The sequence below is a fragment of the Bisgaardia hudsonensis genome, from assembly GCF_004345785.1.
Classification (GTDB): Bacteria; Pseudomonadota; Gammaproteobacteria; order Enterobacterales; family Pasteurellaceae; genus Bisgaardia; species Bisgaardia hudsonensis.
Window position 1 is genome coordinate 182549 of sequence record NZ_SLXI01000004.1, and the last position, 25965, is coordinate 208513.

Below are 25965 nucleotides of genomic sequence, written 5' to 3' on the forward strand. Positions count from 1 at the left end.
GGTAGAAATAATAAAAATTTTACCGCACTTGAATAAGTTTAACTCCGACGGGAGCAAATCTGTGAAAGACTTAGTTAAGTTTTTAAAAGCACAATCAAAAACGAGTGAAGATTTTGATGTGATTAAAATTGGTTTAGCTGCACCAGACGTGATTCGTTCATGGTCATTTGGTGAAGTAAAAAAACCAGAAACAATCAATTACCGTACATTCAAGCCAGAACGTGATGGGCTTTTCTGTGCTCGTATTTTTGGACCAGTAAAAGATTATGAATGTTTATGTGGCAAATATAAGCGTTTAAAACATCGTGGTGTTATCTGTGAGAAATGTGGTGTAGAGGTAACTCAATCTAAAGTACGTCGTGAACGTATGGGACATATTGAGTTAGCATCGCCTGTTGCTCACATTTGGTTTTTAAAATCGTTACCATCTCGTATTGGTTTATTATTAGATATGCCATTACGCGATATTGAACGAGTATTATATTTTGAATCATTTATTGTTACAGAACCAGGTATGACTGATCTTGAGAAAGGTCAATTATTAACTGAAGAACAATATATGGAAGCGGAAGATCGTTGGGCTGATGAATTCGAAGCTAAAATGGGTGCTGAGGCAATTCAAATCTTATTAAGAGATATGGATTTAGCACATCAATGTGAAGTTTTACGTGAAGAATTACAAGAAACTAACTCAGAAACAAAACGTAAAAAAATAACTAAGCGTTTAAAATTAATTGAATCATTTGTTCAATCAGGTAATAAGCCTGAATGGATGGTAATGACAGTGTTACCTGTTTTACCACCTGATTTACGTCCATTAGTTCCGCTTGATGGTGGTCGTTTTGCTACATCGGATTTAAATGATTTGTATCGCCGTGTTATTAATCGTAATAACCGTTTAAAACGTTTATTAGATCTCATTGCACCCGATATTATTGTACGTAATGAAAAACGTATGTTACAAGAATCAGTGGATGCCTTACTGGATAATGGTCGTCGTGGACGTGCTATTACAGGTTCTAATCGTCGTCCATTAAAATCATTAGCAGATATGATTAAAGGGAAACAGGGTCGTTTCCGTCAAAACTTATTAGGTAAACGTGTTGATTATTCTGGTCGTTCAGTAATTACTGTAGGTCCATATTTACGTTTACACCAATGTGGTTTACCTAAAAAGATGGCATTGGAATTATTCCGTCCATTTATTTATGCAAAATTAGAAAGTCGTGGCTTTGCTACAACAATTAAAGCTGCGAAAAAAATGGTTGAGCGTGAAGATTCAATTGTTTGGGATATTCTTGCCGATGTTATTCGTGAACATCCTATTTTATTAAACCGTGCACCAACATTACACCGTTTAGGTATTCAAGCATTTGAACCTATTTTAATTGAAGGTAAAGCGATTCAGTTACATCCACTCGTATGTGCGGCATTTAATGCGGACTTCGATGGAGACCAAATGGCGGTTCACGTACCATTAACATTAGAGGCTCAATTAGAAGCTCGAGCGTTAATGATGTCAACGAATAACATTTTATCTCCTGCAAATGGTGATCCTATTATTGTTCCATCACAAGACGTGGTACTTGGTCTTTACTATATGACTCGTGAGAAAGTGAATGGTAAAGGTGAGGGAATGTTACTACAAGATCCACGTGAGGCAGAAAAAGCTTATCGTACAGGGCAAGTGGAGTTACATTCTCGAGTAAAAGTACGTATTACGGAATATGTTAAATCTGTAACAGGTGAGTTGGAGCCACAAACAACGTTGGTTGATACAACTGTTGGTCGTGCAATTTTATGGATGATCGCGCCGAAAGGTATGCCATTTAGTTTATTTAACCAAACACTAGGTAAGAAAGCGATTTCTAAGTTGATTAATGAAAGTTATCGCCGTTTAGGTTTAAAAGACAGTGTTATGTTTGCTGACCATATTATGTACACTGGTTTCGCTTATGCTGCTCGTTCTGGTGCATCGGTTGGTATTGATGATATGGTTATTCCAGAGAAGAAATACGAGATTATTTCTGCTGCGGAAACCGAAGTAGCTGAAATTCAAGAACAATTCCAATCAGGATTGGTAACTGCTGGTGAGCGTTATAATAAAGTTATTGATATTTGGGCTGCGGCAAATGAACGTGTAGCAAAAGCGATGATGGAGAACCTTTCCACAGAAGAAGTGGTTAATCGTGAAGGTAATGTAGAGAAACAAGCATCATTTAATAGTATCTTTATGATGGCTGATTCTGGTGCTCGTGGTTCAGCTGCTCAGATTCGTCAGCTCGCTGGTATGCGTGGTTTGATGGCTCGTCCAGATGGTTCAATCATTGAAACACCAATTACAGCGAACTTCCGTGAAGGTTTAAACGTTCTTCAGTACTTTATTTCTACCCATGGTGCACGTAAAGGTTTGGCTGATACAGCATTAAAAACAGCAAACTCGGGTTACTTAACTCGTCGTTTAGTTGACGTTGCACAAGATCTAGTTATTGTTGAAGATGATTGCGGTACTCACGAAGGGGTTACAATGACACCTCTCATTGAGGGAGGCGACGTAAAAGAAGCTTTACGCGATAGAGTATTAGGTCGTGTTGTTGCAGAAGATGTATTAATTCCTGGTACTGATGAAGTACTTATTCCACGAAATACATTACTTGATGAAAAACTTTGTGATGTATTAGATGAAAATTCAGTGGATGTTGTGAAAGTACGCTCAGTAGTAACTTGTAATACTGATTTTGGTGTATGTGCAAAATGTTATGGACGTGATCTTGCTCGTGGTCATCAAATTAACCAAGGTGAAGCGGTTGGGGTTATTGCGGCTCAATCAATTGGTGAACCAGGTACTCAGTTAACCATGCGTACGTTCCATATCGGTGGTGCGGCATCTGCGGCAGCAAAAGAGTCTAGCATTCAAATTAAGAATAATGGTACGTTACATCTTGCCAATGTTAAGTTTGTTACAAACAAAGAAGGTAAATTAGTATTAACTTCTCGTAATACTGAATTAACTATTGTTGATGCTTTTGGTCGTACTAAAGAAAATTATAAAGTACCTTATGGTGCAGTACTTAATAAAGCTGATGGTCAAGAAGTTAGTGCAGGTGAAATTGTTGCAAATTGGGATCCACATACAATGCCTGTTATATCAGAAGTAAGTGGATTTATTAAATTTGTTGATATTCTTGATGGATTAACCGTTACTCGTCAAACTGATGATTTAACAGGTTTATCATCTATAGTTGTTCAAGATGTCGGAGAAAGAGCTACTGCTGGTAAAGATTTACGTCCAGCTATTAAACTTGTAGATAAGAAAGGTAATGATATTATCATACCAGGTACAGATGTTGTAGCTCAGTATTTCTTACCAGGTAAGGCGATCGTTACGTTAGATGATGGTGCTGAAATTTCAGTAGGTGAGGCGTTAGCTCGTATTCCACAAGAATCTGTTGGTACTAAAGATATTACGGGTGGTCTTCCACGTGTTGCTGATTTATTTGAAGCGCGTAAGCCTAAAGAACCTGCTATTTTGGCAGAGATTTCTGGGGTTGTTTCTTTCGGTAAGGAAACAAAAGGTAAACGTCGTTTATTAATTACGCCTACTGAGGGTGAAGTTTACGAAGAAATGATACCAAAATGGCGTCAACTAAATGTGTTTGAAGGTGAACAGGTTGAGCGTGGTGATCTAATTTCTGATGGGGCCGAGACACCGCATGATATTTTACGTTTACGTGGTGTTCATGCAGTAACGGAATATATTGTTAATGAAGTACAGGAAGTTTACCGCTTACAAGGGGTAAAAATTAATGATAAGCATATTGAAGTTATTGTTCGTCAGATGTTGCGTAAATGTACGATTACTAAGGCTTATGATTCTGAATTCTTAGATGGTGAACAAGTGGAAGTTGCACGCGTTAAGATTATTAACCGTCAACGTGAAGCGGAAGGGAAACCATTAGTTGAATTTGAACGTGAATTACTTGGTATCACCAAAGCATCATTAGCGACAGAGTCATTTATTTCTGCAGCATCATTCCAAGAAACGACTCGTGTGTTAACTGAAGCAGCGGTAGCAGGTAAACGTGACGAATTACGTGGTCTTAAAGAAAACGTAATCGTTGGGCGTTTAATTCCAGCGGGTACAGGTTTTGCTTATCATCAAAATCGTCAAAAAAATCGTGCAGCAGGTATTGTTGAACCTGAATCTCTAGTGAAGGATGTGAAAATATCTGATGAAGAAATTGCATCAGAATTTACATTTACTGCTGATGAGGCGACAGCAAACTTAGCTGAAATGTTAAATATGGCTGATGATGAATAATCATTAAATATCTTTTATAAATTAACCCCTTTGCTTAGCAATAAACAAAGGGGTTATTTTTTATTTTTATTAAAAGTTTAGCTAATTTTATTTGAAAATAGATAATAATTCCAAAGGATAAAAATCACCCTTTAAATAGTCTTTTATTGCCTCAATAACAAGTGGATTTCTCGCACATTGTCCAGTTTGATTAATGTAATGTTCAAATTCATCAATGGTTAACCAAAGTCCGCCATTAATATCTGAATCTAATGGCTGAATCTCTTGCCATTCTTCTAGTTCAACGGAAAAGACAAATCTTAAATAATCCGTATTCGATCTTGGTGCATGCCATTGATAAATTTTAATCAGTTTATTCATTTCTGCATTGATGCCGGTTTCCTCGAATAATTCGCGTTTTGCACCTTCTATTATTGTTTCATTTTCTTCTAAATGCCCAGCAGGTTGGTTTAATGTCATTTTTCCATATTCAAATTCTTCAACAAATAAGAATTTATTTTTACAATGAACAACACAAGCCATTGTAATATTAGGTTTATGCATAGTTATTTCCTTAGATTGAGTAATTGATATAATTTTATTAATTCATCTTGTGTGGCTATTCTATATTCTCCAAGTGGCAGATTATTAATGCTAAAAAATGTAGTTTGGTAGCGAATAAGGCGTAGCGTAGGAAAGCCTATATGAGCTGTCATTCGTCTTACTTGGCGATTCCTTCCTTCAATAATTTTAATCTCTAACCAGCTTGTTGGAATATTTTTTCTTTCCCTAATAGGTGGATTACGTTCCCATAAAAAATTAGGTGTTGAAATTAAGCGAATATGGGCAGGTTTAGTTGGACCATCTTTCAATTCTACTCCTTTTCGGAGTTTTTCAAGATCCATTTCAGAAGGAATACCTTCAACTTGTACCAAATAAGTTTTTTCCATTTTAAATAATGGATTGGCTAAATGATGTTGAATTTGTCCATTATTCGTTAGAATTAATAACCCCTCACTATCACGATCTAGACGACCGACAGGATATACATTTTTTATCGGAATAAAGTCTTTTAGTGTTTTTCTATTATTTTCATCTGTAAATTGCGATAGAACATCAAATGGCTTATTAAAAAGTAAGACGGTTGTTTTTTCAAAACTAAGGGCAGTTGCTTTTTTAATAGTTTTTTGTGAGATTATTTTATTATTATTTTTTTTAAATTGATGTCTTTTAATATTTGAACTAAATTCTGATTTCATATACTGTATTAACTTCAAGTGCATTAGTTTTATAAGAAACACAAATCATATTATATTATTTGTCGTAAGGTGTGAATACTACCATATATTCTAACAAAGTAAGGAGGAAATAGTATGCAATCAAATGTTATCGTCCCAATAGGTGAGAAAATCATATTAAATAAATATGGTGCATTATCAGTACCTAATAATCCGATTATTCCATTTATTGAGGGGGATGGGATTGGTGTTGATGTTACTCCTGCAATGCAAAAGGTCATTGATGCCGCGGTTAAAAAGGCTTATCAAGGCGAGCGTAAAATTTCTTGGATGGAGATTTATGCGGGAGGTAAAGCGAATGAAATTTATGGGGAAAATACTTGGTTACCAGAGGAAACTATGGATTTGATTCGTGAATATCATGTGGCGATAAAAGGACCATTAATGACTCCCGTTGGTGGTGGTATTCGCTCTTTAAATGTTGCGATGAGACAAGGACTTGATTTATATAATTGTTTGCGACCTATTCGCTATTATAAAGGCACACCAAGTCCTGTGAAACACCCTGAATTAATTGATATGGTTATTTTTAGAGAGAATTCAGAAGATATTTATGCCGGGGTAGAATGGGTTGCTGGCTCTGATGAAGCGAAAAAAGTTATTAAATTTTTACAACAAGAAATGGGCGTAACTAAAATTCGTTTTACTGAAAATTGTGGTATAGGGATAAAGCCAGTATCTAAAGAAGGAACTCAACGCTTAGTTCGTGATGCATTACAATATGTGATTGATAATAATCGTAATTCACTAACTCTTGTACACAAGGGGAACATTATGAAATTCACTGAAGGTGCATTTAAAGAATGGGGCTATGAGGTAGCAAAAGAATTTGGGGCTAAATTACTTGATAATGGTCCTTGGATGACATTAGTAAATCCGAAAACAGGTAAAGAAATTATTATTAAAGATTCTATTGCTGATGCTTTTTTACAAGAAATTTTATTACATCCTACAGAATATGATGTGATTGCAACATTGAATTTAAATGGTGATTATATTTCCGATGCTTTGGCTGCACAAGTTGGAGGTATTGGTATTTCTCCTGGGGCAAATATTGGTTCAGAGGCGGCTATTTTTGAAGCTACACATGGTACAGCGCCTAAAATCGCAGGCTTAGATAAGGGAAATCCTGGATCATTAATTTTAAGTGGTGAAATGATGTTACGTCATTTGGGCTGGATAGAAGCGGCTGATTTAGTGGTAAATGCGATTTCAAAAGCTATCGAGAATAAGACAGTTACCTTTGATTTTGCTGAAATGCTAGAAGGTGCAACGTTACGTTCAACGTCAGAGTTTGCAGAGGATATTATTGCTAATATGTAATTTTATTATGATTTAAGTGGAAATATTATGTAGCTTCCACTTAATTATTTATCAATCTTGATTAAGATTTTGTTGTACATGGAGAATTATTATGTGTTTTTTTGAAGAAATTACCCCTGAAAAAGCTTGGTTTTTGATGAACTCAGAAAATGCGGTTTTATTGGATATGAGAGATATGAATCGATTTAATCATTCTCATCCTCAAGGAGCATTTCATTTGACTGATCAAAGTTATATTGAATTTGAGCAGGAGTATGATTATGAACATCCTGCTATTGTTATGTGTTACCGTGGCATAGGTAGCCGTAATATTGCTAACTTTTTATGTGATCAAGGCTATGAGCGAGTATATAGTCTTATTGGTGGGTTTGAAGGTTGGTTAAAAGCAAATTTACCAATTGAATCAGATCATATCTAGCATTAATTTAATCCTACAACCGCTATATAGTATAAAACGGCATAAAAGATTATCATACTTAGAATTAACAGTATTTTAGAAAAAAGTTTATTATGCTGATGTAATTTATATAAAATTCTAGCAATAATAGAGAGTATTAGTGGGTATATCCAAAAGAAAATCGACATAGAGCGTATTTCTAAATCAGTAAGTGTAGGGTTTTTTAACAAATTTGGTGAGATCAGTAATGCCAATGGCCAAAGTAATATTGGCAAACAAAACATCGCTAGTCCCCATTGAAAAGAGGTGAATGTTGTTGGCAGATTGTTTTTTCTCATTTTATTCTCTCTGAGCTATATTAATTTAATAGGACTGAAATATAACATAATGAAGCTTATTCTTGGTAGTGAAATTGAAAGTTTTATCATGCAATTTCGTGATTATATTCGTTCAAAATATGATATTGAATTGGAAATTCGAAAATGTTTTGATGATAATTCGCAAACAGAAATGTTCGGGCTTTTTGTTGATGAAAATGAGCCATTATTTGACAGAATTCAACAAGAAAAAATGGAGTTTCTTCAAGACCCTTTTCATCCAAGATATAGCGAAGCAAGTTGGCAATCAGGCGATGTGAAAGAAAAAAGTTATAATATGGAGAGTATTTTCTCTCCATTTATTCCTAAATTATCTTATGTTAAGCAAATAAAATTTACTTTTTTTGTAACCGCACTTTGCGTTTGTATTTACTTATTTCAGTTAATAGGAATAGAAGAAGAGATTTTGATATTATTTCATTTTCCTGCTGATACTTCACAACGGGGGGATATTTGGCGGTATTTAACGCATACATTGGTTCATCTTTCTCCTTGGCATATTCTATTTAATCTAACTTGGTGGTGGATCTTTGGTAGTGCCATTGAGCGTCAGCTAGGTATCGGTAAAATTGTATCTATTTATATCATTGCTGGGATTATGAGTGGCATAATCCAAAATTATTTTTCTGGATATGCCTTTTTCGGATTATCTGGCGTGGTTTACGCTGTTCTTGGTTATGTTTTTATTGTTAATAAATTTACGCCTAACAACCAATTTGATGTACCTAACGGATTTTTGATAATGTTAATTGTAGGTATTATTTTAGGATTTATTAGTCCATTGATTGGCATAAATATGGGAAATGCAGCTCATATTACAGGATTAGTTACAGGACTTATTTTAGGTGCTGTTCATTGTAAATTTAAAGTTTGTTAGTGATTCATCACATCTTATTTTAGTGTATAGAAAAAAAGAAGGGAATGTAATAGAAAATATTACATTCCCTCGTAATTATGTCGAAAATCGTATTTTTGTTATACGTCTAAGCCCAATACTTTTCGACCATTAATACTTGCAATATTGACCATTGCATCTAAATCAGGGAAACGACAACCAGCTGCTAATAAACTTAGCTCTTGCCACATATCGCCTTCACATAAAGGCACCATATAATCACAAATATTATCTGTTCCTATTGCAACGGTAATGTTTTCTGGGATCATCTCATCGGCTGGCGTTAGTGCATTATGAAATGGCATTAAATCTTCTTTACGGTTACTGTCTATCCATGCCATTGGGCAAGCTATCATCATCATTTGAGCTTGACGCATTTTTTCGTACAAACGATAACGGTATTCTTTAGAATGTGCACCAATAGAAATACCATGAATGGCAACAACACGCCCTTCCATTCCATGTTCAATGGTTTTATCACATAATTGTTCTGTCTCTTTTTCTTTTGGTGAGTTGAATTGATCTACATGAACATGGCACATAATGTTTAATGATTTTGCTTTATCTAATAATATATCCATTGCTTCTAAGCCACGTCCATAATCAAGTTCATCACGATAAGGTAAGCCACCAATCATATCAACCATTTCTGAGCCAATATCAAACCATTTTCTTGCAGTCGGTTCTATCACTCCTTTGAGTGTTTGGTTAGCAAATTTTAAAATAATATCATGTTTATAGACTTCTCTCGCTTTATGGGCCGCAATAATTGCACGATCTTCACAGATTGGATCAATATCAACAAAGGTACCAAAAGCGGTAACCCCTTGCGAAATCATTAATTCGATTGATTGGCAAAATCGAGCATAATAATCGTCAACAGATGAGGTACGTTTAACCTCATCGACTAAATCCCATTTTTGTTGTAGATTACAGTTATGGTAAATACTGATCTTTTCAGGGGTCATTGTAAATGCTCTATCTGCATGTGCGTGAGCATTTACCCAGCCACCTTTTTTGATAATCTCATCTCTAATAAAGGTTTTAAAGCTACGAACGTGGTTTTTCATGATTACTCCGTGATAATATTAAAAATTTCAGCGGATAGAGAGATAGACATAAAAAAATCCCAAATAGAAGGGATCTTGTTATTAATAGAAAAAAATTGAGAGCTTGAGATAAAACACAAGCAAAGTAGTCAAAGTTAAAAATGTTATGAAAAATTCTCTGATTTTTAATTAATAACATTATATCTAGTCCTTAATTACGCTAGGTCGTTAGTATAAATTGAGTTGTAAAAAAAATAAATCTATTTTTCAATAAATGCCGAATCTTGTTTAAACACGTCAAGAAAGAGTCCTAATGGTGGATGATCAGAAGACATTTTCTGATAAGTGCGGTCATATTTTTGATAGTTTCCTCGTTTATCAATGTGATACTGCATATCATTTTCGGTAACGATTACATTCCAGCGATAATTACCAATATGTACCCAATGGCGATTTTTCTTAGTATTAAAAAGATCTATTCCTTGTGAATAATCAGAAGGTGGATTGGTTATATTAAATAAATGTATCATTAATGAAGGTAACAAATCGGTATGACTTGTTAATTCGGTTATTTGAGCAGCCTGTAAATTTTTCCAATGAATGATCATTGGCACTCGAATAAGATCTTGAGAAAAATAATTTTTATGTTTTGTAGTTATTTCTTCAAAAAGATAGCCTTTTTCTGAGGTGATCAGCACAAGCGTGTTGTTTAAGTCGATTTCTTTTAATATTTGATCTATGGAATTATCAATTTCCATTAATTTCATCACATATTCTGATTGAGTGAGATTCTCAGGAATATGGTAATTTAAGTAAGCAAATAAAGCCTGCGATTTATTTTTTGCTTGCTGATACCATCGTATAAATTCAACTCCATTTGTATTATGGTTAATTTTTTTCTCTTTCGAGAAAACAGCTTGCTTAAGTAAGGTATTTTCAGTAGTAGGACTAAAAAATAACCCCATTTGATATTTTTCTTGACGTAATTTTTCTATAAAAATAGAAGGTATTTTATAGCTCAATAAACTATCGGTATAGTTTGCATTTAAGCCATAGAAAAGTCCTGCTAATGCATTATTTGTATTATTTCCACTTGAATAATGATGCACAAAATTTGTTGCTGTTTCAGCAAACTCGCTTAGTTTAGGCATTGCATCTGGTGTGATTGCATCATAGCGCAGTCCATTGATAGTGATAAACAAGATATTTGTTTTTTCCGTTCTTTCATCAAATACAAGTGATGATTTAGGATAATTAAGTTTTAAAGCATCAGGACGCCCTTCATCTGATATTTTTTGATTATATTTCTCTTTGTCTAGTAATCCATGAGATTCTAGGAATGTTCTTGCTGTCATTGGGTAAGACAGAGGAAAGTTTGATTTTTGCATTGTAATAGGGCGGTAAATGTAAGCGTCTGCCCAAGCGTAAATAAAATGTGTAGCGATAAAATTACACACAAATAAAAGACCAATAGGCTTTAACCATTTTTGTCTTTCTAAGCTACGAAGTTTATTCCAAGACCATCTTGAGAATAGCATTTGAATTAATAGAATAAATGGCATTGGCGTGAAAAAAAGTTGCCAATTTCTGGATAATTCGCCATTTTCTGGGTTAACTAAAAGATTCCACACTAGAGAAGATAAATGTAAATGAAAACGAGCAAATACTTCGGTATCAAGAATAAGTAATGTCATTCCAAGTGTTGAAAAAATAACCGATATGCCTCGGAAGGTTCGCTCATTTTTCACAAGAAAGCTTAAAGGAAATAAAATTATTAGGTAAAACGCAAAGATAATAAATCCAAAGTGTCCTAATAAGCTGATGAAGAAATAAAATTTTCCAAAAAAAGTATCGGGCCAGTCGATAATAAAGGCGTAACGTGAGCCAATAATAATTGCCCATATAATATTAAAAAAGGTAAACCAATGACCCCAAGAAATTTTTTGTGAGGTAATTTCAATATGTTGTTTACGATTTTTTATCCCGAACATATTATTTTTTATCTTTGATTGAATTCATTAATGCATCTGAAAAAGCTTGAGCTAGCACAACACGTTGTTGTTTTCCCACGCTATTATTAAGTAGATTAGTTACCATATTACCTAGAACAATTAATGATAGATCAACTGGAGCTTGATGTTTTTCAATAACTGTGATCATATCTTGTAACATCACTTCAATTTGCTTGTCTTGGAATTTTGAATTTTTTGCCATATTTTCTTAAATATTAAAGATAATTTTTCATATACTAGCATATTTTATAAAAAGTGCGGTTATAATGTTACACAATATTTTACTTTTTATAAATTGGAATTTGTAATGGGCATAACCGTAAATCAAATCGTATTACATCAACTTATTTTAGAAAATAATGATGATGAAAATATAAAATTGGCAACTCAATTACGTAAAGAATTATTAACAATTACACCAGAAGTAGAACAAATGATGTTACAACTACATCAGTCTTATCAAAATAAAATGAAAGCTTATGGTGTATTCCAAGAGAATTCTATTTTTGCTCAACATTTGAATCGTTTGCTAGAGAAAGAAAGCGATTTTTTATCTTTTAGCCATCAATCCGCTAATTTGTTAGCTTCAGAATTAGGTAAATATTCATTCGCAGATAATGGCACGCTTATTTTGTGTCAATATAATTTTTTAGCGACAGATTATCTTTTTATTGCATTGCTTGATAGCAAAAGAAGTATGTTAGTTGATGATAACTTAGAAATTCAACAAACTAACTATTTAGAGATTAATCAATTTGACATTGCGAGTCGAATTAATCTCACAGATCTACAAGTTGATGCGATTTCAAATCGTTATTTAACTTTTATTAAAGGTCGGGTCGGTCGGAAAATTAGTGACTTTTTTATGGATTTTCTTGGGGCAGAAGAAGGATTGAATCCTAAATTACAAAATCAATGTTTAATGCAGGCGGTAAGTGATTATTGCGAGCAAGGTGATTTAAATAAAGAACAGTCATTATCAGTAAAAAAACAGGTTTTTGAATATTGTAAAGGTCAGATAAGTTTAGGTGAAGAAATAGAAATTAAGGAACTTTCTGAGCATATTCCTACTCTAAAAGAACAACCTTTTGCTGATTTTACTGTTGAGCAAGATTATGGGCTAGTGGAGAGTATTCCACCAGTTCCAGCAACATTAAAATCATTAGCAAAATTTTCAGGTTCGGGAAAAGGGGTTACGATTAGTTTTGATGTTGAGTTATTGAATCAGCGTATTATTTGGAATGAAGAGGAAGATAGCTTGACAATTAAAGGACTTCCGCCTAATTTACGTGATCAATTACAACGTCAATTAAAAGATCAGAATTAATTTGGCAAATGAATTAAGTTTCTGTATTATCAGAAGATTATTTGTATAAATATAAGGTTAAGTATATGCAATTTAAATCAATAATGTTAGCGTTTACACTTGCGTTGAGTATTACCGCATGTTCTTCAGTTCAAAAAGTGGTATATCGTATTGATGTACCTCAAGGGAATTATTTGGAAGCCTCAAAAGTTAAGAAAGTATCTGCTGGAATGACATCTGAGCAAGTTCAATATTTATTAGGAACACCAGTATTAATTGATCCGTTCAATCAATATGTATGGCATTATGTATTTTTACAACAAAAAGCCTATGAGAATCCAGAACAACATACCTTTACGGTTAAATTTGATCATCGTGGTATTGTAACGGAAGCTAATTTAGACAGTCCTTTACCTGATGAAGAGAAAGTTGAAGTCAATAATACTATTATTGATTCCTCAAATAAGGCGAAAAAGGCTTGGTGGCATTTTTGGAACTAATTTCTAATCACTAATGATGGAATATAATTATGGCAAAAATTTTACTTGTTGATGATGATGTGGAGTTTATCGAATTACTCTCCAAATTACTTGAGTTAGAAGGCTTTGAGGTTGATTCAGCTTGTAATGGAAAAGTAGCACTAGATAAAATAAATTCAACACATGATCTTATTTTATTGGATGTTATGATGCCAGTGTTAAATGGTATTGATACGTTAAAAGAATTAAGAAAGACGAGTGATACGCCCGTTATTATGCTCACTGCAAGAGGGGATGAAATTGATCGTATTCTAGGATTAGAGTTAGGTGCAGATGACTATTTGCCTAAACCTTTTAACGATAGGGAACTTATTGCAAGAATTAAGGCTATTTTACGTAGGACAGTAACTGATGATGAAAATACTAAAAGTAGATTAGCTACGATTGAGTTTAATGGATTGGTGTTAAATGTAGCACACCAACAAGCATTTCTTGAAGAGAAAAATTTAGAATTAACAACAACAGAATTTTCGTTGCTATATTTATTAGTAATAAATAAAAGTAAAATCCTTTCTCGTGAATATCTCAGTCTTGAAGTATTAGGTAAGCCCTTAAGTCCTTTTGACAGAGCAATTGATATGCATATGTCTAATTTACGTAAGAAGCTTCCCGCGAGAGCTGGTGGTTTGCCTTGGTTTAAAACATTAAGAGGTAAAGGGTATTTACTTATTACGTAATATTTATTACATTTTTTATTTCAGTAATGATTATAACTAGTTAATTAATTTTTATCTCATATTTTATGGAATGGGTCATAAATGCTTAATTGGAAAAGTAAAATTTATTTTCCTAATACATTATCTTTTCGGATTTTTATTTTTTTCTGGCTATCTTTTTTCCTATTCTTTGGTTTAATTTTAGTTCTACCTTTTTTATTTAATAATAATTCATACCTAGAATTATCGCAGAAAGATATATCGGTCTATCATAATGAAATAGTTGATTCAATTAGGACAAAAGAATTAACGAAAATAATAAATGGTGTAGATATTTTATCCAAAGAAGAAACTACGGATGATATAAGACCTATTCTCGTAGATAAACAAGGCTTAATTTGGGGGGCAAAGGAAAATGAAGTTCCCTTTATTCGAGAGTTTATGGTTAACTCAGCTAATCAAACCAATCCATTGCAGAAAATTTTTTACAATACTCTTATTGTAGGTCCATTTGTTATTCATTTAGAATTGGAACAAAAGGATCCTTATTTTATATATTTTGTTAGTAAAATAAATCCACAACAAGAAATTGTAGAGCTATTTTTTGATAATCCGATCTTTATTTTTCTGTTTATTATGTTTATATCAACCCCAATATTGTGGGGATTATCGCATAGTATTAGTAAACCTTTGCGTAATTTACAGAATGCCACACAGATGGTCGCTTCAGGTCATTTTAGCATTGATAAGTCTCTGGAAGAATCTGGGACTGTTGAATTACGAGAAGTAGGGAAAAGTTTCAATCATATGACAGAGGCATTAGATAGTCTTATTTCTCATCAAAAAGTTTTGTTATCTTCTATTTCTCATGAACTAAGGACGCCTCTAACAAGGTTACAATTATCACTTGCTTTATTACGCAGAACTGAGGGGGATAGTACGATATTACAGCGAATTGAAAAAGAAAGTAAATTAATTGATAAAATGGTAAATGATATTTTGTTACTGTCTCGGCAGCAACTAAATAGCCATTTGACATGCTCTATTTTTTTGATCAATGAGTTATTAATAGATATTTTTGATAATATTGAATTTGAAGCTAGTCAGAAAAAAATTGATTTTAATGTTATTTGGGAAATTGATGTTAATCAAAAGTATATGATTAATGGTAATGAAGAGTTATTAGATAGTGCAATAGAGAATGTGATTAGAAATGCATTAAAATATACAAAATCATACTTGGAAGTAAAAGTTAGAATTGAAGATGGATATTTTTTTATTTCTGTAGATGATAATGGAGAGGGCATACCAGAAAGTGAATATCAGAATATTTTTAGACCTTTTTATCGTGTGGATGAAGCTAGAACAATAAATACAGGTGGAGTAGGATTAGGACTTGCTATTGTTGATAATATTGTTACAGAACATCAAGGTAAGGTTTGGGCAGAAAAGAGCCACTTAGGTGGATTACGCGTTTCTATTCGATTACCGCTTTGGCTATAACTATTCTAGATAGTTTTAATTGATTCTCTTAAAATTAGTCTTGGTTCAACCATTAATGTGCGGTATGTTTTTTCATTATTTTTTATTCGGCTGATTAGGGTTTCAACTGCTAATTTTGCAAAAGTATTTTTAGGTTGGTGAATCGTACTAAGTGGTGGAGAAAGATATTGAGCAAGTTGGATATTATCATAGCCAATAATGGAAATATCATTTGGGATTGATAAACCATATTTCCACGCAGTTTGATAAGCACCAATGGCAATCGTATCACTACAAGCAAAAATTGCAGTGGGTCTGTTTGTTAATTGTAATATTTTTTCCATACCAATAATCCCACCATCAAAATCAAAGTGGCTTTCAATGATGAATTCTTCTTTAATTGGAATGTTTGCTTCTAATAAGGCTTTTTTATAGCCTTCAACTCGCTTTTGTGCGAGTATTTTTTTTAAGTTTCCTGTAATAATAGCAATATTTCTATGATTTTTTTCAATCAATGCTTTTGTTGCAAGATAGCCACCATTTATTGAATTTTCAGAGATTTTATCTGCATTTAATTCTGTTGGCCACCAATCCATGATAACCGTTGGAATGGACAAATTAAATGCTCTCGTTTGAAAGCTACTTTCAGTACACATTAGTAACAAGCCATCGACTTGTTTTTGAATCAGAGTTTGGATATTTTTTTCTAAACGATATTGATCGCCATCAGTATTACAAAGAATAAGGTTATAGTTATTTCGACTACAATATTTTTCAACGGAAGCGACGATTTCAGCAAAAAATGGGTTATCACTTGTAGTAACAAGCATTCCTATTGTTTGGGTCTCTTTTACTTTTAGACTACGAGCAAGTGCAGAAGGGGTATAATTTAGTTGCTCCACAACCGTTAATACCCGCTCACGAATTTCTTCACTAACAAAGCGAGAATTATTAATAACATGAGAAACTGTAGAAGTGGAAACTTTTGCTATTCTTGCAATATCTTTCATCGTTGCCATATTTACAGTCCTTGTTATTTTCTCGCTTTTATTTTGTATTTCTATTTTTTGATTTAACTTTGTTGTTTTAAAAATGTTAGGGTTTCATCTCTTGTTGGAATAGAGGGTTGAGCCCCTTTTCTGGTTACACTAATTGCAGCCGCTGCGTGAGCAAATTGTATTGCTTTATCCAATGTTTTTCCTTCAAGTAGAGCAACAATAAATGCACCATTGAAAGTATCGCCTGCGGCAGTGGTATCGATGGCATTTACTCTAAATCCTGATATGATTTGCCCTTGACCATTTTGGCTGAGATAAACACCTTTTGAGCCAAGAGTAATTAATACTGTATCAATACCTTTTTTATGAAAAACTTCGGCAGATTTAACCGCACTTTGTTGATCGGTAACTTTTATCCCCGTTAAAATTTCAGCTTCAGTTTCATTTGGGGTAATGATGTCAACAAAAGAGAGTAATTCATCAGATAATGGCTGTGCAGGAGCAGGGTTTAAAATGACTTTTGTATTATTTTCTTTTGCAGTAATCGCCGCTTGAAGAATAGCGTTAATTGGTGTTTCTAGTTGCATTAATAAATAATCTGCATCAGCAATAAGTGAACGATGTTTTGCAACATATTGTTCATCTAAGCGAGCATTAGCTCCAGCTGAAATAACAATACTATTTTCTCCGCTGTCAGCTACTTGAATCATTGCTAATCCAGTTGTTTCATTTTCAAATTTACTAATTGCTTGAGTATTTATTCCATCTTTGACAAAAGCCTGTTTTATTTCATCACTGATCGGATCATAGCCTAAGCAACTGATAAAATTAACTTGTGTATCGCTATGTTTTAATCGTGCAGCAGCCACGGCTTGGTTAGCTCCTTTTCCACCATAGGCAATATAATAGTTTTTACCTGTTAGTGTTTCTCCTGGTTTCGCAAAATGTGGCACAGAAATGACATGGTCAACATTAATGCTACCTAAAACAGTCAATGTATTTTTCATAAATACTCCAAGTATAAATTAAATAAGAATTTATTTCTGATGTAATTAGGGTAGAAGGTATTTTCTACCCTAATTTTTATTCTAATTATTCAGAAATTACTTTTAAATCAACAGGGATTTTCGCTTCCACTACTTCGCCTTTAATCACTTTATCTGCTGTCGCAACGCCTAAACTACCAATAAGTTCTGGTTGTTGTGCTACTGTTGCTGCAAGTTTTCCTCTTTTTACTGCTTTAACACCATCATCAGTTCCATCAAAACCGACAATAAGTACTTTTTTATTTGCTGCACTGATTGCACGTAATGCACCTAATGCCATTTCATCGTTTTGAGCAAATACTGCTTGAACATCGCCTTTACCAGCAAGTAAGTTTTCCATTACATTTAACCCTTTAGTACGGTCAAAATCTGCTGGTTGACTTGCTAATACATCAAATTTATGTGCAGTAATAGCTTGTTGGAAACCCTCGCCACGTTCACGCGCCGCAGAAGTTCCTGCCAGTCCTTCTAATTGAATTACTTTTGCACCATCGCCTAATTTAGCTGCGATAAAATCACCAGCCATTTTACCACCTGCAACATTATCAGATGCAACATGGCTAACCACTTTGCCATTTGCTGCACCACGATCTAAAGTAATAACAGGAACATTTTTTTTGTTCGCCATAGCAATAGCATTGCTGACAGCTTCACTATCAGTTGGGTTGATCAGTAATACTTTTGCACCACGAATGAGTAAGTCTTCAACATTAGATAATTCTTTTGCTGGATCATTTTGTGAATCCAATACAACCAATTCATAACCCAATTCGTCTGCTTTCTTTTGAGCGCCATCTTTTAAGGATACAAAGAAAGGATTGTTTAATGTTGATACAGTTAATGCAATAGTATCTTTTGCAAGTGTTGCACCGCTTAATGCTAAACTTAACATCATTGCTGAAGCGATTGTGGTTAATTTTTTCATAATAATCTCCTATTGATTGTGATTTATGCTTTTTTACTACCTAAATAGTTATCCGCTAAAACAGCAACGAGAATAACCAATGCTTTTGCTATCATCTGATAGTAAGATGATATATCTAATAAATTCAAGGCATTATTTAAGAAACCGATAATTAATGCCCCGATTAACGTTCCCATTACTCGACCTTTACCACCCATAAGGCTTGTTCCACCAACAACTACCGCTGCAATTGCATCTAATTCATAGGCACTTCCTGCGGTTGGCTGTGCTGATGAAAGACGAGAGGTAACAATAAGTCCTGCGAGTGCAGATAAAAATCCACTAACTGCGAAGACGAATACTTTTATTTTATTAACATCAATCCCTGATAATTGTGTTGCGGATTCGTTGCCACCAAGTGCATAAATATAACGCCCTATTTTAGTGTGTTTTAAAATATACCAAGCAACCGCAAATACTAGAACCATAATCCAAATTGGCACAGGAATCCCAAATAAATAGCCAGTCCCTAAGTAAGCAAAGCTATCAGCTGCATCAGAAAAGCCCGTACTAATAGGACGACCATCCGTATAGACCATCGTTACGCCACGTAGTAGGGTCATCGTAACTAAGGTTGCGATAAATGCTTGTACTTTTCCTTTGGCTACAATAATACCACTGACACCGCCTAACAACGTTCCAAATAATAATGTTGCAGGAATAACAATGAACATTGAGAGTTCAGTACTAACCATTGAGGCAGCCACTGCACCAGTTAATGCTAGAACTGATCCAACAGATAAATCAATCCCCGCAATTAAAATTACAAAGGTCATCCCTACGGCAATAATGGCATTAATGGAGGTTTGACGTAATATATTTGAAATATTATCAAAACCAAAAAAGTCTGGATTAATAATTGAAACGATAGCGATTAGTACTAATAATGCAATGACAGAACGTTGCTCTATTAGAAATTTATTTAGTTGAAATTGTTTGGAACTCATAACATCACCTTAATTAACAGAGTTTTTACCAATGGCTGCTGCCAGTAATTTTTCTTGTGTAGCTTCATCTCGAGAGAATTCAGCAGAGATTTTTCCTTCGTGCATAACTAGAATTCGATCACTCATTCCCAATACTTCAGGCATTTCTGAAGAAACTAAAATAATACTTAGCCCCTCTTGCTTAAATTTATTAATGAGTTGATATATTTCTTTTTTGGCGCCGACATCAACGCCACGAGTTGGCTCATCTAAAATTAATACATCAGGTCTAGTCATCAAACCTTTTGCAATCGCCACCTTTTGTTGATTACCGCCAGATAACAGCCCAATTTGTTGTTCACTACTTGGCGTTTTAACGTTAAATAGTTCAATGAAATCATTCACGACCATTTTCTCTTCATTATGCTTAATTGAACCGAATTTAGAAAAATGATCTAAGGCAGTTAAAGACATATTTTCTTTAACGGACATTCCTAATATTAAACCATCGCCTTTTCTATCTTCCGAGATATAAACAATCCCTTGTTTTAAAGCATCTTGTGGGCAAGTTGTTTCTATCATTTTTCCATTTAAGCGAATTTCACCTTGGGTTTTTGGCAATGCACCATAAATCACTTTCATTAGTTCGGTACGACCCGCCCCCATTAGACCAGAAATGCCTAGTATTTCCCCTGAATGTAATTTAAAGTTGACATTTTTAACTCCACTTCCAGTTAAATTAGTCACTTCTAGGCGTACATCGCCAAAAGATTGCTCAATATGTGGATATTGTTCTTCTAAACGGCGACCAACCATCATTTCAATTAGTTTATCTTCGGTTAAATCCGCGACACTTGCTTCACCAATAAATTGTCCATCACGCAATACAGTTACATCATCGCAAATCTCAAAAATTTCTTTAATACGATGAGAAATATAAACAATGCCACGTTTTTCAGCTTTTAGTTCTTCTATTACTTTAAATAATGCTTCTGTTTCGGTATCGGTTAAAGCATCAGTTGGCTCATCCATAATAATGACTTTAGATTCAAAGCTCAGTGCTTTTGCGATTTCAACCATTTGTTGTTCACCAATGGAAAGCTCAGAACAAAGCTGATGACTACTATGAGAAACCCCGAGACGAGCAAGTAATTTGCTTGCTTCTTGGTGCATTTTAGTCCAATTAATTGCACCATAAGCTGTGGTAAATTCACGTCCTAGAAAGATGTTTTCGGCAATAGTTAAATTTCCCACAAGGTTTAATTCTTGGTGAATAATGCTGATGCCTGCTTCTTGTGAATCTTTAGGGCCTTTGAAACTAACGTGTTTACCTAAATATTCTATTGTGCCTGCATCTTTGCTATATATTCCCGTTAATACTTTCATCAAGGTTGATTTTCCCGCACCATTTTCACCCATAAGTGCCATTACTTTACCCGCATAAACGGATAAACAAGCATTGCTTAATGCTTTCACTCCGGGAAAGGATTTATCAATTCCTGCTAGTTTGAGTAAAACGTCTTTTTGCATTGAATTATCTCCTAAAATAGATTTTAAAATGGCACACCAGAATATAAAATGATATTGGCATAAGGAGAACATTCGCCACTACGAACAATCGCTTTATTACGTTGTGTCAATTTTTTAAATTCTTCGTGAATAACATATTCAATCACAATGTTATTCCCTTGTTGCGTTGATAATTGAGCTAATTTTTCTAAAAGAGCGGTATAAATCTGCGGATTTTTTTGCTTAATTTCTTCTGCGATGACTACACGTTCAACAAACATTTCGGTTGTAACCACATCAAATGTTTGTAAAAAACTTGGTATGCTTGGAGATAAAGCGAGATCAATACGTTCTACGTTATTTGGAATTGGCAACCCTGCATCACAAATAGTAATACTATCAGTATGTCCCAATGTAGCGATACAATGCGATAATTGTGCGTTTAGTATCGTGGTTTTTTTCATTTTAGACTCCTTGATAAGATAAAAACACCTTATATTGATGATTTATCCTTTATTTTTATTCCATCGAAACGTTTCGATGAGTTTTGAAAAGAGTTTATAAGGAAAATATTTAAAAAGAAATCACTTAAAAGTAAATTTGTGAAGTAGATCAAAAAATAAATATTAATATGCCTATTTAATAAATAATTATTGTGATTTATATTTCAGTAAGATCTAGCACTTCTGCTATATTTTTATTATTTGATTTAATTTTCCAACGGATATTGATGTTATGTAATGTCATTCCATAAATTCGCTGATCAACCTTATTTTTTTGATAGGCTGGGCGTGGATCTTGTTGAATGACTTCTTGAATAAAACGTAGTAAGTGCGGTATTTTTTGGGATAGTTTTTCAATTTGTGATAAGGCTAATGGTTGAAATTCAACTGTGAGCATTGTATCAGGTTTTTCCTGTGCAAAACCTGATTGTGCATTTACTTCATTATCAGCATAACTAACATAAGGTTTAATATCAAAAATAGGGGTTCCATCGACTAAATCAACTGAACCAACATAAAGTAATACTTTACCATTTTTACATTCGATTTTTTCTAATGCTACTTTGGATAGCCCTAATGGATTGGGGCGATGCGTTGCTCGGGAAGCAAATACACCGATACGTTGATTTCCCCCTAATCTTGGTGGACGTACCGTTGCTTGCCATTTCCCTGTGGGAACTTGATTGAATTGGAAAATTAACCAAATATGTGAAAATTGTTCTAAGCCTCTCACGCTTTCAGGAATATTATATGGTGGAAGTAATTCTATAATACCCGTTCCGTCTTGCACTAAATTCGCTTGACGAGGAATCGCAAATTTTTCCTTATAAGGTGTATGTATAAGGGCAATAGGTTGTAAAGTAAGAGATAAATTAGTCATATTTCATAAAAGGGTTAAAATTTAAAGAATTAAATTGTAGAATACAGAGAGTTTTCTGTCTGTAAAGTAAAATAGATTAATTTTTAAAGAGAATTATTTTAAATTAGTTGAAGTCTTACTGAGCAGACAATTTATTCATAAATGATTTAACAAAATAAGATGCGAATATGATGATATCAAACACCTTGAGAGAGTGGTTAGAAACAGCAAGACCAAAAACATTGCCTTTAGCCGCAGCTTCAATTATAACAGGATCTTCCTTAGCCTATTGGTCTAAAAGTTTTAATTTTAGTACCGCACTTTTATGTTTAATCACCACCTTGTTATTGCAGATATTATCTAATTTTGCCAATGATTATGGGGATCATAAAAAAGGCTCGGATACCAAAGAGCGTATTGGTCCATTACGAGGAATACAAAAAGGGGCGATCTCCGCAACACAGCTGAAAAAAGGCTTGTTTGTTATGATCGGATTAAGCTTACTTTCTGGTGGTTTACTTATCATTAGTGCTTATGAAAATATCAGTGATATTTTTGTCTTTTTAGGATTGGGTGTCTTAGCCATTATCGCAGCAATTACCTATACAGTAGGGGATAAACCTTATGGTTATCTTGGTTTAGGTGATCTCTCTGTGTTAATTTTCTTTGGGTTACTTGGTGTTGCTGGTCCTTATTATTTGCAAACGCATCATCTTGAATGGTGCATCTTTTTGCCCGCATTAGGAACAGGACTACTCGCAAGTGCGGTATTAAATATTAATAATTTACGAGATCTTGAACAAGATAGAAAAGTTGGTAAAAATACTTTAGCGGTTCGTTTAGGTGAAAAAAAAGCACGAATTTATCATCTTTGGCTACTTACTATTGCCGCTTTATCTTATTTGGTTTTTGCAATAATAGAAATAGATTACTGGGTAGGATTTATTTTCATCGTAACTTATCCTTTATTAATAAAACAGGGGCTTTTTGTCTATAAAAATACCGATCCTATTTTACTTCGTCCAATGCTTGCTAAAATGTCCCTGTTAGCTTTACTTATCAATCTACTATTTAGTTTAGGCTTGCTTGTGGGATAATATAAGATATACTAGAAACTGTTAATTATTAAATCTTAAATAAGGATTGTCTTATGAGTATCGATACTTCTGAACTTTGTGATATGTATGTTGATCAAGTGGATGTTGTTGAGCCTATATTTTCAAGTTTTGGTGGGGTAAGTGCTTTTTATGGAAAAGTTACCACTGTAAAATGTTTTGAAAGTAATGGTCTGATAGCTGAAACATTAGAGGAAGATGGCGAAGGCAGAGTTCTTGTGATTGATGGTGGTGGGGCTGTTCGCCGTGCTTTATTGGATGCTGAATTAGCTCAACTGGCAGCAACTAATCATTGGGAAGGTATTATTGTATATGGTGCCGTACGTCAGTTACAGGAATTAGAAAATATTGATATTGGTATTCAAGCATTAGCCCCAATTCCTGTTGGAGCAGATGATTCTGATGTTGGAGAAGTTGATGTCCCCGTTAATTTTGGTGGCGTAACTTTCTTTCCTGAAGATTATGTTTATGCCGATTTAACAGGAATCATTCTTTCACAAGAACCGTTAGATATTGATGAATACGAAGAAGACGAATAGTTAATCACTGAAATATTTAGAAATGTGGTTTAAAACCACATTTTTTTTGTCTGTTTTCTGATAGAACTCACAAAACAGCAAAAATAACATTGTTTTTTTTTAACAATTTGATAACTTGATTGTATCAACTAAATTTAGTTGACTTAAAAATACATATTCTACTTAACAAGGGTGAGCTTATGAATATTGAAACCCCAACAAATACAGGAATAAATAAAAATAGTATTATTTTTATCGCTGATATTATTTTATTTTTTGTATTACTCAATGTATTACCTTTTGATCCTCAAGCAAACAAAGGATTAGCATTATTATTTTTTATTGCGGTTTTATGGCTAACCGAAACTTTGCATGTAACTGTTACTGCATTACTTGTGCCATTATTGGCAATCGCCTTAGGCTTAGTAACGACTAAGAGTGCATTAGTTGCCTTTGCTTCACCTACTATTTTCCTATTTTTTGGGGGATTTGCCTTAGCAACTGCATTGCATATGCAAAATCTCGATCGAATGATCGCCAATAAAATAATGGCATTAGCTGGAGGAAAATTATTTATTGCGGCAATTTATCTTTTCAGTATTACCGCATTTTTATCAATGTGGATGAGTAATACTGCCACCGCAGCGATGATGTTACCATTGGCAATGGGAATTTTAAGTCAAATGGATAAAACACAACATCATAATACGTATGTATTTGTATTATTAGGTATTGCGTATAGTGCAAGTATTGGGGGAATGGGAACCGTTGTTGGCAGCCCACCAAATGCTATTGTTGCCTCCCAACTTAAATTGACCTTTTCTGATTGGTTAGCATTCGGCTTACCAATGGTTATTTTATTATTACCTATTATGATTGGTACTCTATATCTTGTATTCAAACCAAAACTCAATATGCGTTTTGATCGTGATTTTGAGCATATTGAAATGAATAAAGATCGTTTAACTACATTAATTATTTTTGTGGTCATTGCATTATCTTGGGTGTTTAGTAAACAAATTAACCCAATTTTATCTGGTTTACTTGGACTAGAAAAAAATATTTCTAGTTTTGACAGCGTTGTCGCAATATTTGCTGCGATTGTTATTTGTATTACCAAAGTAGCAAGTTGGAAAGATATTCAAAACAATACTGACTGGGGCGTATTAATGCTCTTTGGTGGTGGTTTAACACTGAGTACGGTATTAAAAGATTCTGGTGCAAGTAAAATTCTTGCGGATGGTATTGTTTTTATGATTGAAGGCGGTCATTTCTATATTATTGGATTATTAGTAGCGGCATTTATTATTTTCTTAACTGAATTTACGTCTAATACCGCCAGTGCGGCGTTATTAGTGCCGATTTTTATCTCAATCGCTGATTCATTAGGTGTGCCAGCTGTTGGTTTAGCATTAATCATCGGTCTAGGGGCATCTTGTGCATTTATGTTACCAGTTGCAACACCACCAAATGCAATTGTATTTGGTACAGGTGAAGTTCAGCAGAAAGATATGGTAAGAGCAGGGATTATATTAAATGTAATTTGTGTCTTTGTTATCGGCACCGCAGCTTATTTACTATGGCTGTGATTGTCTGGTAATTGTTAATTATTAAGTGCAATTTAAAAGTGCGGTAAGATTTTGGTTAGTTTTTAAAACTATAAAAAATTTTACCGCACTTTGTAGTTAATTGCTTACTAGCATTGTTATTAATTTCTGGGTTTTATCTTCTCCCATCTTCGTTTCTATTTTTACCCTTTACTTTTTGTTTGCTTGCTATTAATGGTAAAAATGCTTGACTATTAACTATTAACTATTAACTATTAACTATTAACTATTAACTATTAACTATTAACTATTAACTATTAACTATTAACTATTAACTATTAACTAT

At 33.8% G+C, this 25965-nt stretch carries 24 protein-coding genes; 11 read left to right on the forward strand and 13 right to left on the reverse strand.

What is annotated here, in order from left to right; translation table 11 throughout:
• Window positions 1-61 precede the first annotated feature (61 nt).
• Complete coding sequence (gene rpoC / locus EV697_RS06920; protein WP_132024014.1) at window positions 62-4321, forward strand: DNA-directed RNA polymerase subunit beta'; 4260 nt, start codon at window positions 62-64, stop codon at window positions 4319-4321.
• 87 nt (window positions 4322-4408) lie between these two features.
• On the opposite strand, the gene EV697_RS06925 is transcribed toward rpoC, so the two are convergent.
• On the reverse strand, window positions 4409-4864 hold the full coding sequence (locus EV697_RS06925) for an NUDIX hydrolase (protein WP_132024016.1): 456 nt from the start codon (window positions 4862-4864) through the stop codon (window positions 4409-4411).
• A 2-nt stretch (window positions 4865-4866) separates the two neighbouring features.
• A complete protein-coding gene (locus EV697_RS06930) occupies window positions 4867-5559 on the reverse strand; it encodes a pseudouridine synthase (RefSeq protein WP_132024018.1) in 693 nt (230 codons plus the stop codon).
• A 114-nt stretch (window positions 5560-5673) separates the two neighbouring features.
• Between EV697_RS06930 and icd the strand changes: the two genes are divergently transcribed.
• Both icd and glpE read left to right on the forward strand, forming a co-directional pair.
• A complete protein-coding gene (gene icd, locus EV697_RS06935; RefSeq protein WP_132024020.1) occupies window positions 5674-6921 on the forward strand; it encodes an NADP-dependent isocitrate dehydrogenase in 1248 nt (415 codons plus the stop codon).
• A 91-nt stretch (window positions 6922-7012) separates the two neighbouring features.
• The gene (gene glpE / locus EV697_RS06940; protein WP_418883945.1) at window positions 7013-7339 is read left to right on the forward strand and encodes a thiosulfate sulfurtransferase GlpE; all 327 of its coding nucleotides are present in this window, start codon (window positions 7013-7015) and stop codon (window positions 7337-7339) included.
• Window positions 7340-7341: 2 nt separating this feature from the next.
• Here glpE and EV697_RS06945 read toward each other — a convergent pair whose 3' ends face one another.
• On the reverse strand, window positions 7342-7656 hold the full coding sequence (locus EV697_RS06945) for a DUF5389 domain-containing protein (protein ID WP_132024024.1): 315 nt from the start codon (window positions 7654-7656) through the stop codon (window positions 7342-7344).
• 49 nt (window positions 7657-7705) lie between these two features.
• On the opposite strand from EV697_RS06945, the gene EV697_RS06950 reads away from it, so the two are divergent.
• Entirely contained in the window at window positions 7706-8572 is an 867-nt protein-coding gene (locus EV697_RS06950) for a rhomboid family intramembrane serine protease (protein ID WP_132024026.1), read from the forward strand.
• 98 nt (window positions 8573-8670) lie between these two features.
• Here EV697_RS06950 and EV697_RS06955 read toward each other — a convergent pair whose 3' ends face one another.
• The 3 genes from EV697_RS06955 to EV697_RS06965 form a co-directional block, all read right to left on the reverse strand.
• Window positions 8671-9660 (reverse strand): amidohydrolase family protein, encoded by a 990-nt coding sequence (locus tag EV697_RS06955; protein ID WP_132024028.1) that lies wholly within the window; start codon window positions 9658-9660, stop codon window positions 8671-8673.
• A 239-nt stretch (window positions 9661-9899) separates the two neighbouring features.
• Window positions 9900-11630 (reverse strand): DUF3413 domain-containing protein, encoded by a 1731-nt coding sequence (locus EV697_RS06960; RefSeq protein ID WP_132024030.1) that lies wholly within the window; start codon window positions 11628-11630, stop codon window positions 9900-9902.
• Window position 11631: 1 nt separating this feature from the next.
• Window positions 11632-11853 carry a YejL family protein gene (locus tag EV697_RS06965; protein WP_132024032.1) on the reverse strand — a complete coding sequence of 74 codons (222 nt, stop codon included), beginning with the start codon at window positions 11851-11853 and terminating at the stop codon, window positions 11632-11634.
• A gap of 105 nt (window positions 11854-11958) precedes the next feature.
• Between EV697_RS06965 and yejK the strand changes: the two genes are divergently transcribed.
• From yejK to cpxA, 4 genes are all read left to right on the forward strand, one after another.
• Window positions 11959-12978: a nucleoid-associated protein YejK gene (gene yejK, locus EV697_RS06970; protein ID WP_132024034.1), complete on the forward strand. Its 1020-nt coding sequence runs from the start codon at window positions 11959-11961 to the stop codon at window positions 12976-12978.
• Window positions 12979-13043: 65 nt separating this feature from the next.
• Window positions 13044-13457, forward strand: a complete 414-nt coding sequence (bamE, locus tag EV697_RS06975; protein ID WP_132024036.1) for an outer membrane protein assembly factor BamE — start codon at window positions 13044-13046, stop codon at window positions 13455-13457.
• Between the two features lie 29 nt (window positions 13458-13486).
• Window positions 13487-14173 (forward strand): response regulator, encoded by a 687-nt coding sequence (locus EV697_RS06980; RefSeq protein WP_132024038.1) that lies wholly within the window; start codon window positions 13487-13489, stop codon window positions 14171-14173.
• 81 nt (window positions 14174-14254) lie between these two features.
• Window positions 14255-15655: an envelope stress sensor histidine kinase CpxA gene (cpxA, locus tag EV697_RS06985; protein ID WP_132024039.1), complete on the forward strand. Its 1401-nt coding sequence runs from the start codon at window positions 14255-14257 to the stop codon at window positions 15653-15655.
• Between the two features lie 5 nt (window positions 15656-15660).
• On the opposite strand, the gene EV697_RS06990 is transcribed toward cpxA, so the two are convergent.
• From EV697_RS06990 to tsaA, 7 genes are all read right to left on the reverse strand, one after another.
• Window positions 15661-16653 (reverse strand): substrate-binding domain-containing protein, encoded by a 993-nt coding sequence (locus EV697_RS06990; protein ID WP_132024041.1) that lies wholly within the window; start codon window positions 16651-16653, stop codon window positions 15661-15663.
• Window positions 16654-16706: 53 nt separating this feature from the next.
• The gene (gene rbsK / locus EV697_RS06995) at window positions 16707-17639 is read right to left on the reverse strand and encodes a ribokinase (RefSeq protein ID WP_132024043.1); all 933 of its coding nucleotides are present in this window, start codon (window positions 17637-17639) and stop codon (window positions 16707-16709) included.
• 85 nt (window positions 17640-17724) lie between these two features.
• Window positions 17725-18603, reverse strand: coding sequence for a ribose ABC transporter substrate-binding protein RbsB (rbsB, locus tag EV697_RS07000; protein WP_132024045.1), 879 nt, complete (start codon window positions 18601-18603; stop codon window positions 17725-17727).
• A gap of 23 nt (window positions 18604-18626) precedes the next feature.
• Window positions 18627-19589, reverse strand: coding sequence for a ribose ABC transporter permease (gene rbsC / locus EV697_RS07005; RefSeq protein WP_132024047.1), 963 nt, complete (start codon window positions 19587-19589; stop codon window positions 18627-18629).
• A 9-nt stretch (window positions 19590-19598) separates the two neighbouring features.
• Window positions 19599-21098 (reverse strand): ribose ABC transporter ATP-binding protein RbsA, encoded by a 1500-nt coding sequence (gene rbsA / locus EV697_RS07010; RefSeq protein WP_132024049.1) that lies wholly within the window; start codon window positions 21096-21098, stop codon window positions 19599-19601.
• Between the two features lie 23 nt (window positions 21099-21121).
• Window positions 21122-21541 carry a D-ribose pyranase gene (gene rbsD / locus EV697_RS07015; RefSeq protein ID WP_132024051.1) on the reverse strand — a complete coding sequence of 140 codons (420 nt, stop codon included), beginning with the start codon at window positions 21539-21541 and terminating at the stop codon, window positions 21122-21124.
• 196 nt (window positions 21542-21737) lie between these two features.
• Window positions 21738-22460: a tRNA (N6-threonylcarbamoyladenosine(37)-N6)-methyltransferase TrmO gene (tsaA, locus tag EV697_RS07020; protein ID WP_132024053.1), complete on the reverse strand. Its 723-nt coding sequence runs from the start codon at window positions 22458-22460 to the stop codon at window positions 21738-21740.
• Between the two features lie 170 nt (window positions 22461-22630).
• Between tsaA and EV697_RS07025 the strand changes: the two genes are divergently transcribed.
• The 3 genes from EV697_RS07025 (at window position 22631) to EV697_RS07035 (ending at window position 25661) form a co-directional block, all read left to right on the forward strand.
• A complete protein-coding gene (locus EV697_RS07025) occupies window positions 22631-23536 on the forward strand; it encodes a 1,4-dihydroxy-2-naphthoate polyprenyltransferase (RefSeq protein WP_132024117.1) in 906 nt (301 codons plus the stop codon).
• A 53-nt stretch (window positions 23537-23589) separates the two neighbouring features.
• Window positions 23590-24093 (forward strand): ribonuclease E activity regulator RraA, encoded by a 504-nt coding sequence (rraA, locus tag EV697_RS07030; RefSeq protein WP_132024055.1) that lies wholly within the window; start codon window positions 23590-23592, stop codon window positions 24091-24093.
• 179 nt (window positions 24094-24272) lie between these two features.
• The gene (locus EV697_RS07035; protein ID WP_132024057.1) at window positions 24273-25661 is read left to right on the forward strand and encodes a DASS family sodium-coupled anion symporter; all 1389 of its coding nucleotides are present in this window, start codon (window positions 24273-24275) and stop codon (window positions 25659-25661) included.
• The last annotated feature ends 304 nt before the right edge of the window (window positions 25662-25965 follow it).

Bases quoted from the DNA above. Each gene is read 5' to 3' on its own strand.
- EV697_RS06955 (WP_132024028.1), bottom strand. From the start codon at position 9,660: ATGAAAAACCACGTTCGTAGCTTTAAAACCTTTATTAGAGATGAGATT.
- EV697_RS06930 (WP_132024018.1), bottom strand. From the start codon at position 5,559: ATGAAATCAGAATTTAGTTCAAATATTAAAAGACATCAATTTAAAAAA.
- rbsA (WP_132024049.1), bottom strand. From the start codon at position 21,098: ATGCAAAAAGACGTTTTACTCAAACTAGCAGGAATTGATAAATCCTTT.
- rraA (WP_132024055.1), top strand. From the start codon at position 23,590: ATGAGTATCGATACTTCTGAACTTTGTGATATGTATGTTGATCAAGTG.
- EV697_RS06965 (WP_132024032.1), bottom strand. From the start codon at position 11,853: ATGGCAAAAAATTCAAAATTCCAAGACAAGCAAATTGAAGTGATGTTA.
- rbsK (WP_132024043.1), bottom strand. From the start codon at position 17,639: ATGAAAAATACATTGACTGTTTTAGGTAGCATTAATGTTGACCATGTC.
- EV697_RS06980 (WP_132024038.1), top strand. From the start codon at position 13,487: ATGGCAAAAATTTTACTTGTTGATGATGATGTGGAGTTTATCGAATTA.
- EV697_RS07035 (WP_132024057.1), top strand. From the start codon at position 24,273: ATGAATATTGAAACCCCAACAAATACAGGAATAAATAAAAATAGTATT.
- EV697_RS06950 (WP_132024026.1), top strand. From the start codon at position 7,706: ATGAAGCTTATTCTTGGTAGTGAAATTGAAAGTTTTATCATGCAATTT.
- rbsD (WP_132024051.1), bottom strand. From the start codon at position 21,541: ATGAAAAAAACCACGATACTAAACGCACAATTATCGCATTGTATCGCT.
- tsaA (WP_132024053.1), bottom strand. From the start codon at position 22,460: ATGACTAATTTATCTCTTACTTTACAACCTATTGCCCTTATACATACA.
- EV697_RS07025 (WP_132024117.1), top strand. From the start codon at position 22,631: ATGATATCAAACACCTTGAGAGAGTGGTTAGAAACAGCAAGACCAAAA.
- yejK (WP_132024034.1), top strand. From the start codon at position 11,959: ATGGGCATAACCGTAAATCAAATCGTATTACATCAACTTATTTTAGAA.
- EV697_RS06925 (WP_132024016.1), bottom strand. From the start codon at position 4,864: ATGCATAAACCTAATATTACAATGGCTTGTGTTGTTCATTGTAAAAAT.
- icd (WP_132024020.1), top strand. From the start codon at position 5,674: ATGCAATCAAATGTTATCGTCCCAATAGGTGAGAAAATCATATTAAAT.
- rbsC (WP_132024047.1), bottom strand. From the start codon at position 19,589: ATGAGTTCCAAACAATTTCAACTAAATAAATTTCTAATAGAGCAACGT.
- bamE (WP_132024036.1), top strand. From the start codon at position 13,044: ATGCAATTTAAATCAATAATGTTAGCGTTTACACTTGCGTTGAGTATT.
- EV697_RS06945 (WP_132024024.1), bottom strand. From the start codon at position 7,656: ATGAGAAAAAACAATCTGCCAACAACATTCACCTCTTTTCAATGGGGA.
- rbsB (WP_132024045.1), bottom strand. From the start codon at position 18,603: ATGAAAAAATTAACCACAATCGCTTCAGCAATGATGTTAAGTTTAGCA.
- cpxA (WP_132024039.1), top strand. From the start codon at position 14,255: ATGCTTAATTGGAAAAGTAAAATTTATTTTCCTAATACATTATCTTTT.
- glpE (WP_418883945.1), top strand. From the start codon at position 7,013: ATGTGTTTTTTTGAAGAAATTACCCCTGAAAAAGCTTGGTTTTTGATG.
- EV697_RS06990 (WP_132024041.1), bottom strand. From the start codon at position 16,653: ATGGCAACGATGAAAGATATTGCAAGAATAGCAAAAGTTTCCACTTCT.
- EV697_RS06960 (WP_132024030.1), bottom strand. From the start codon at position 11,630: ATGTTCGGGATAAAAAATCGTAAACAACATATTGAAATTACCTCACAA.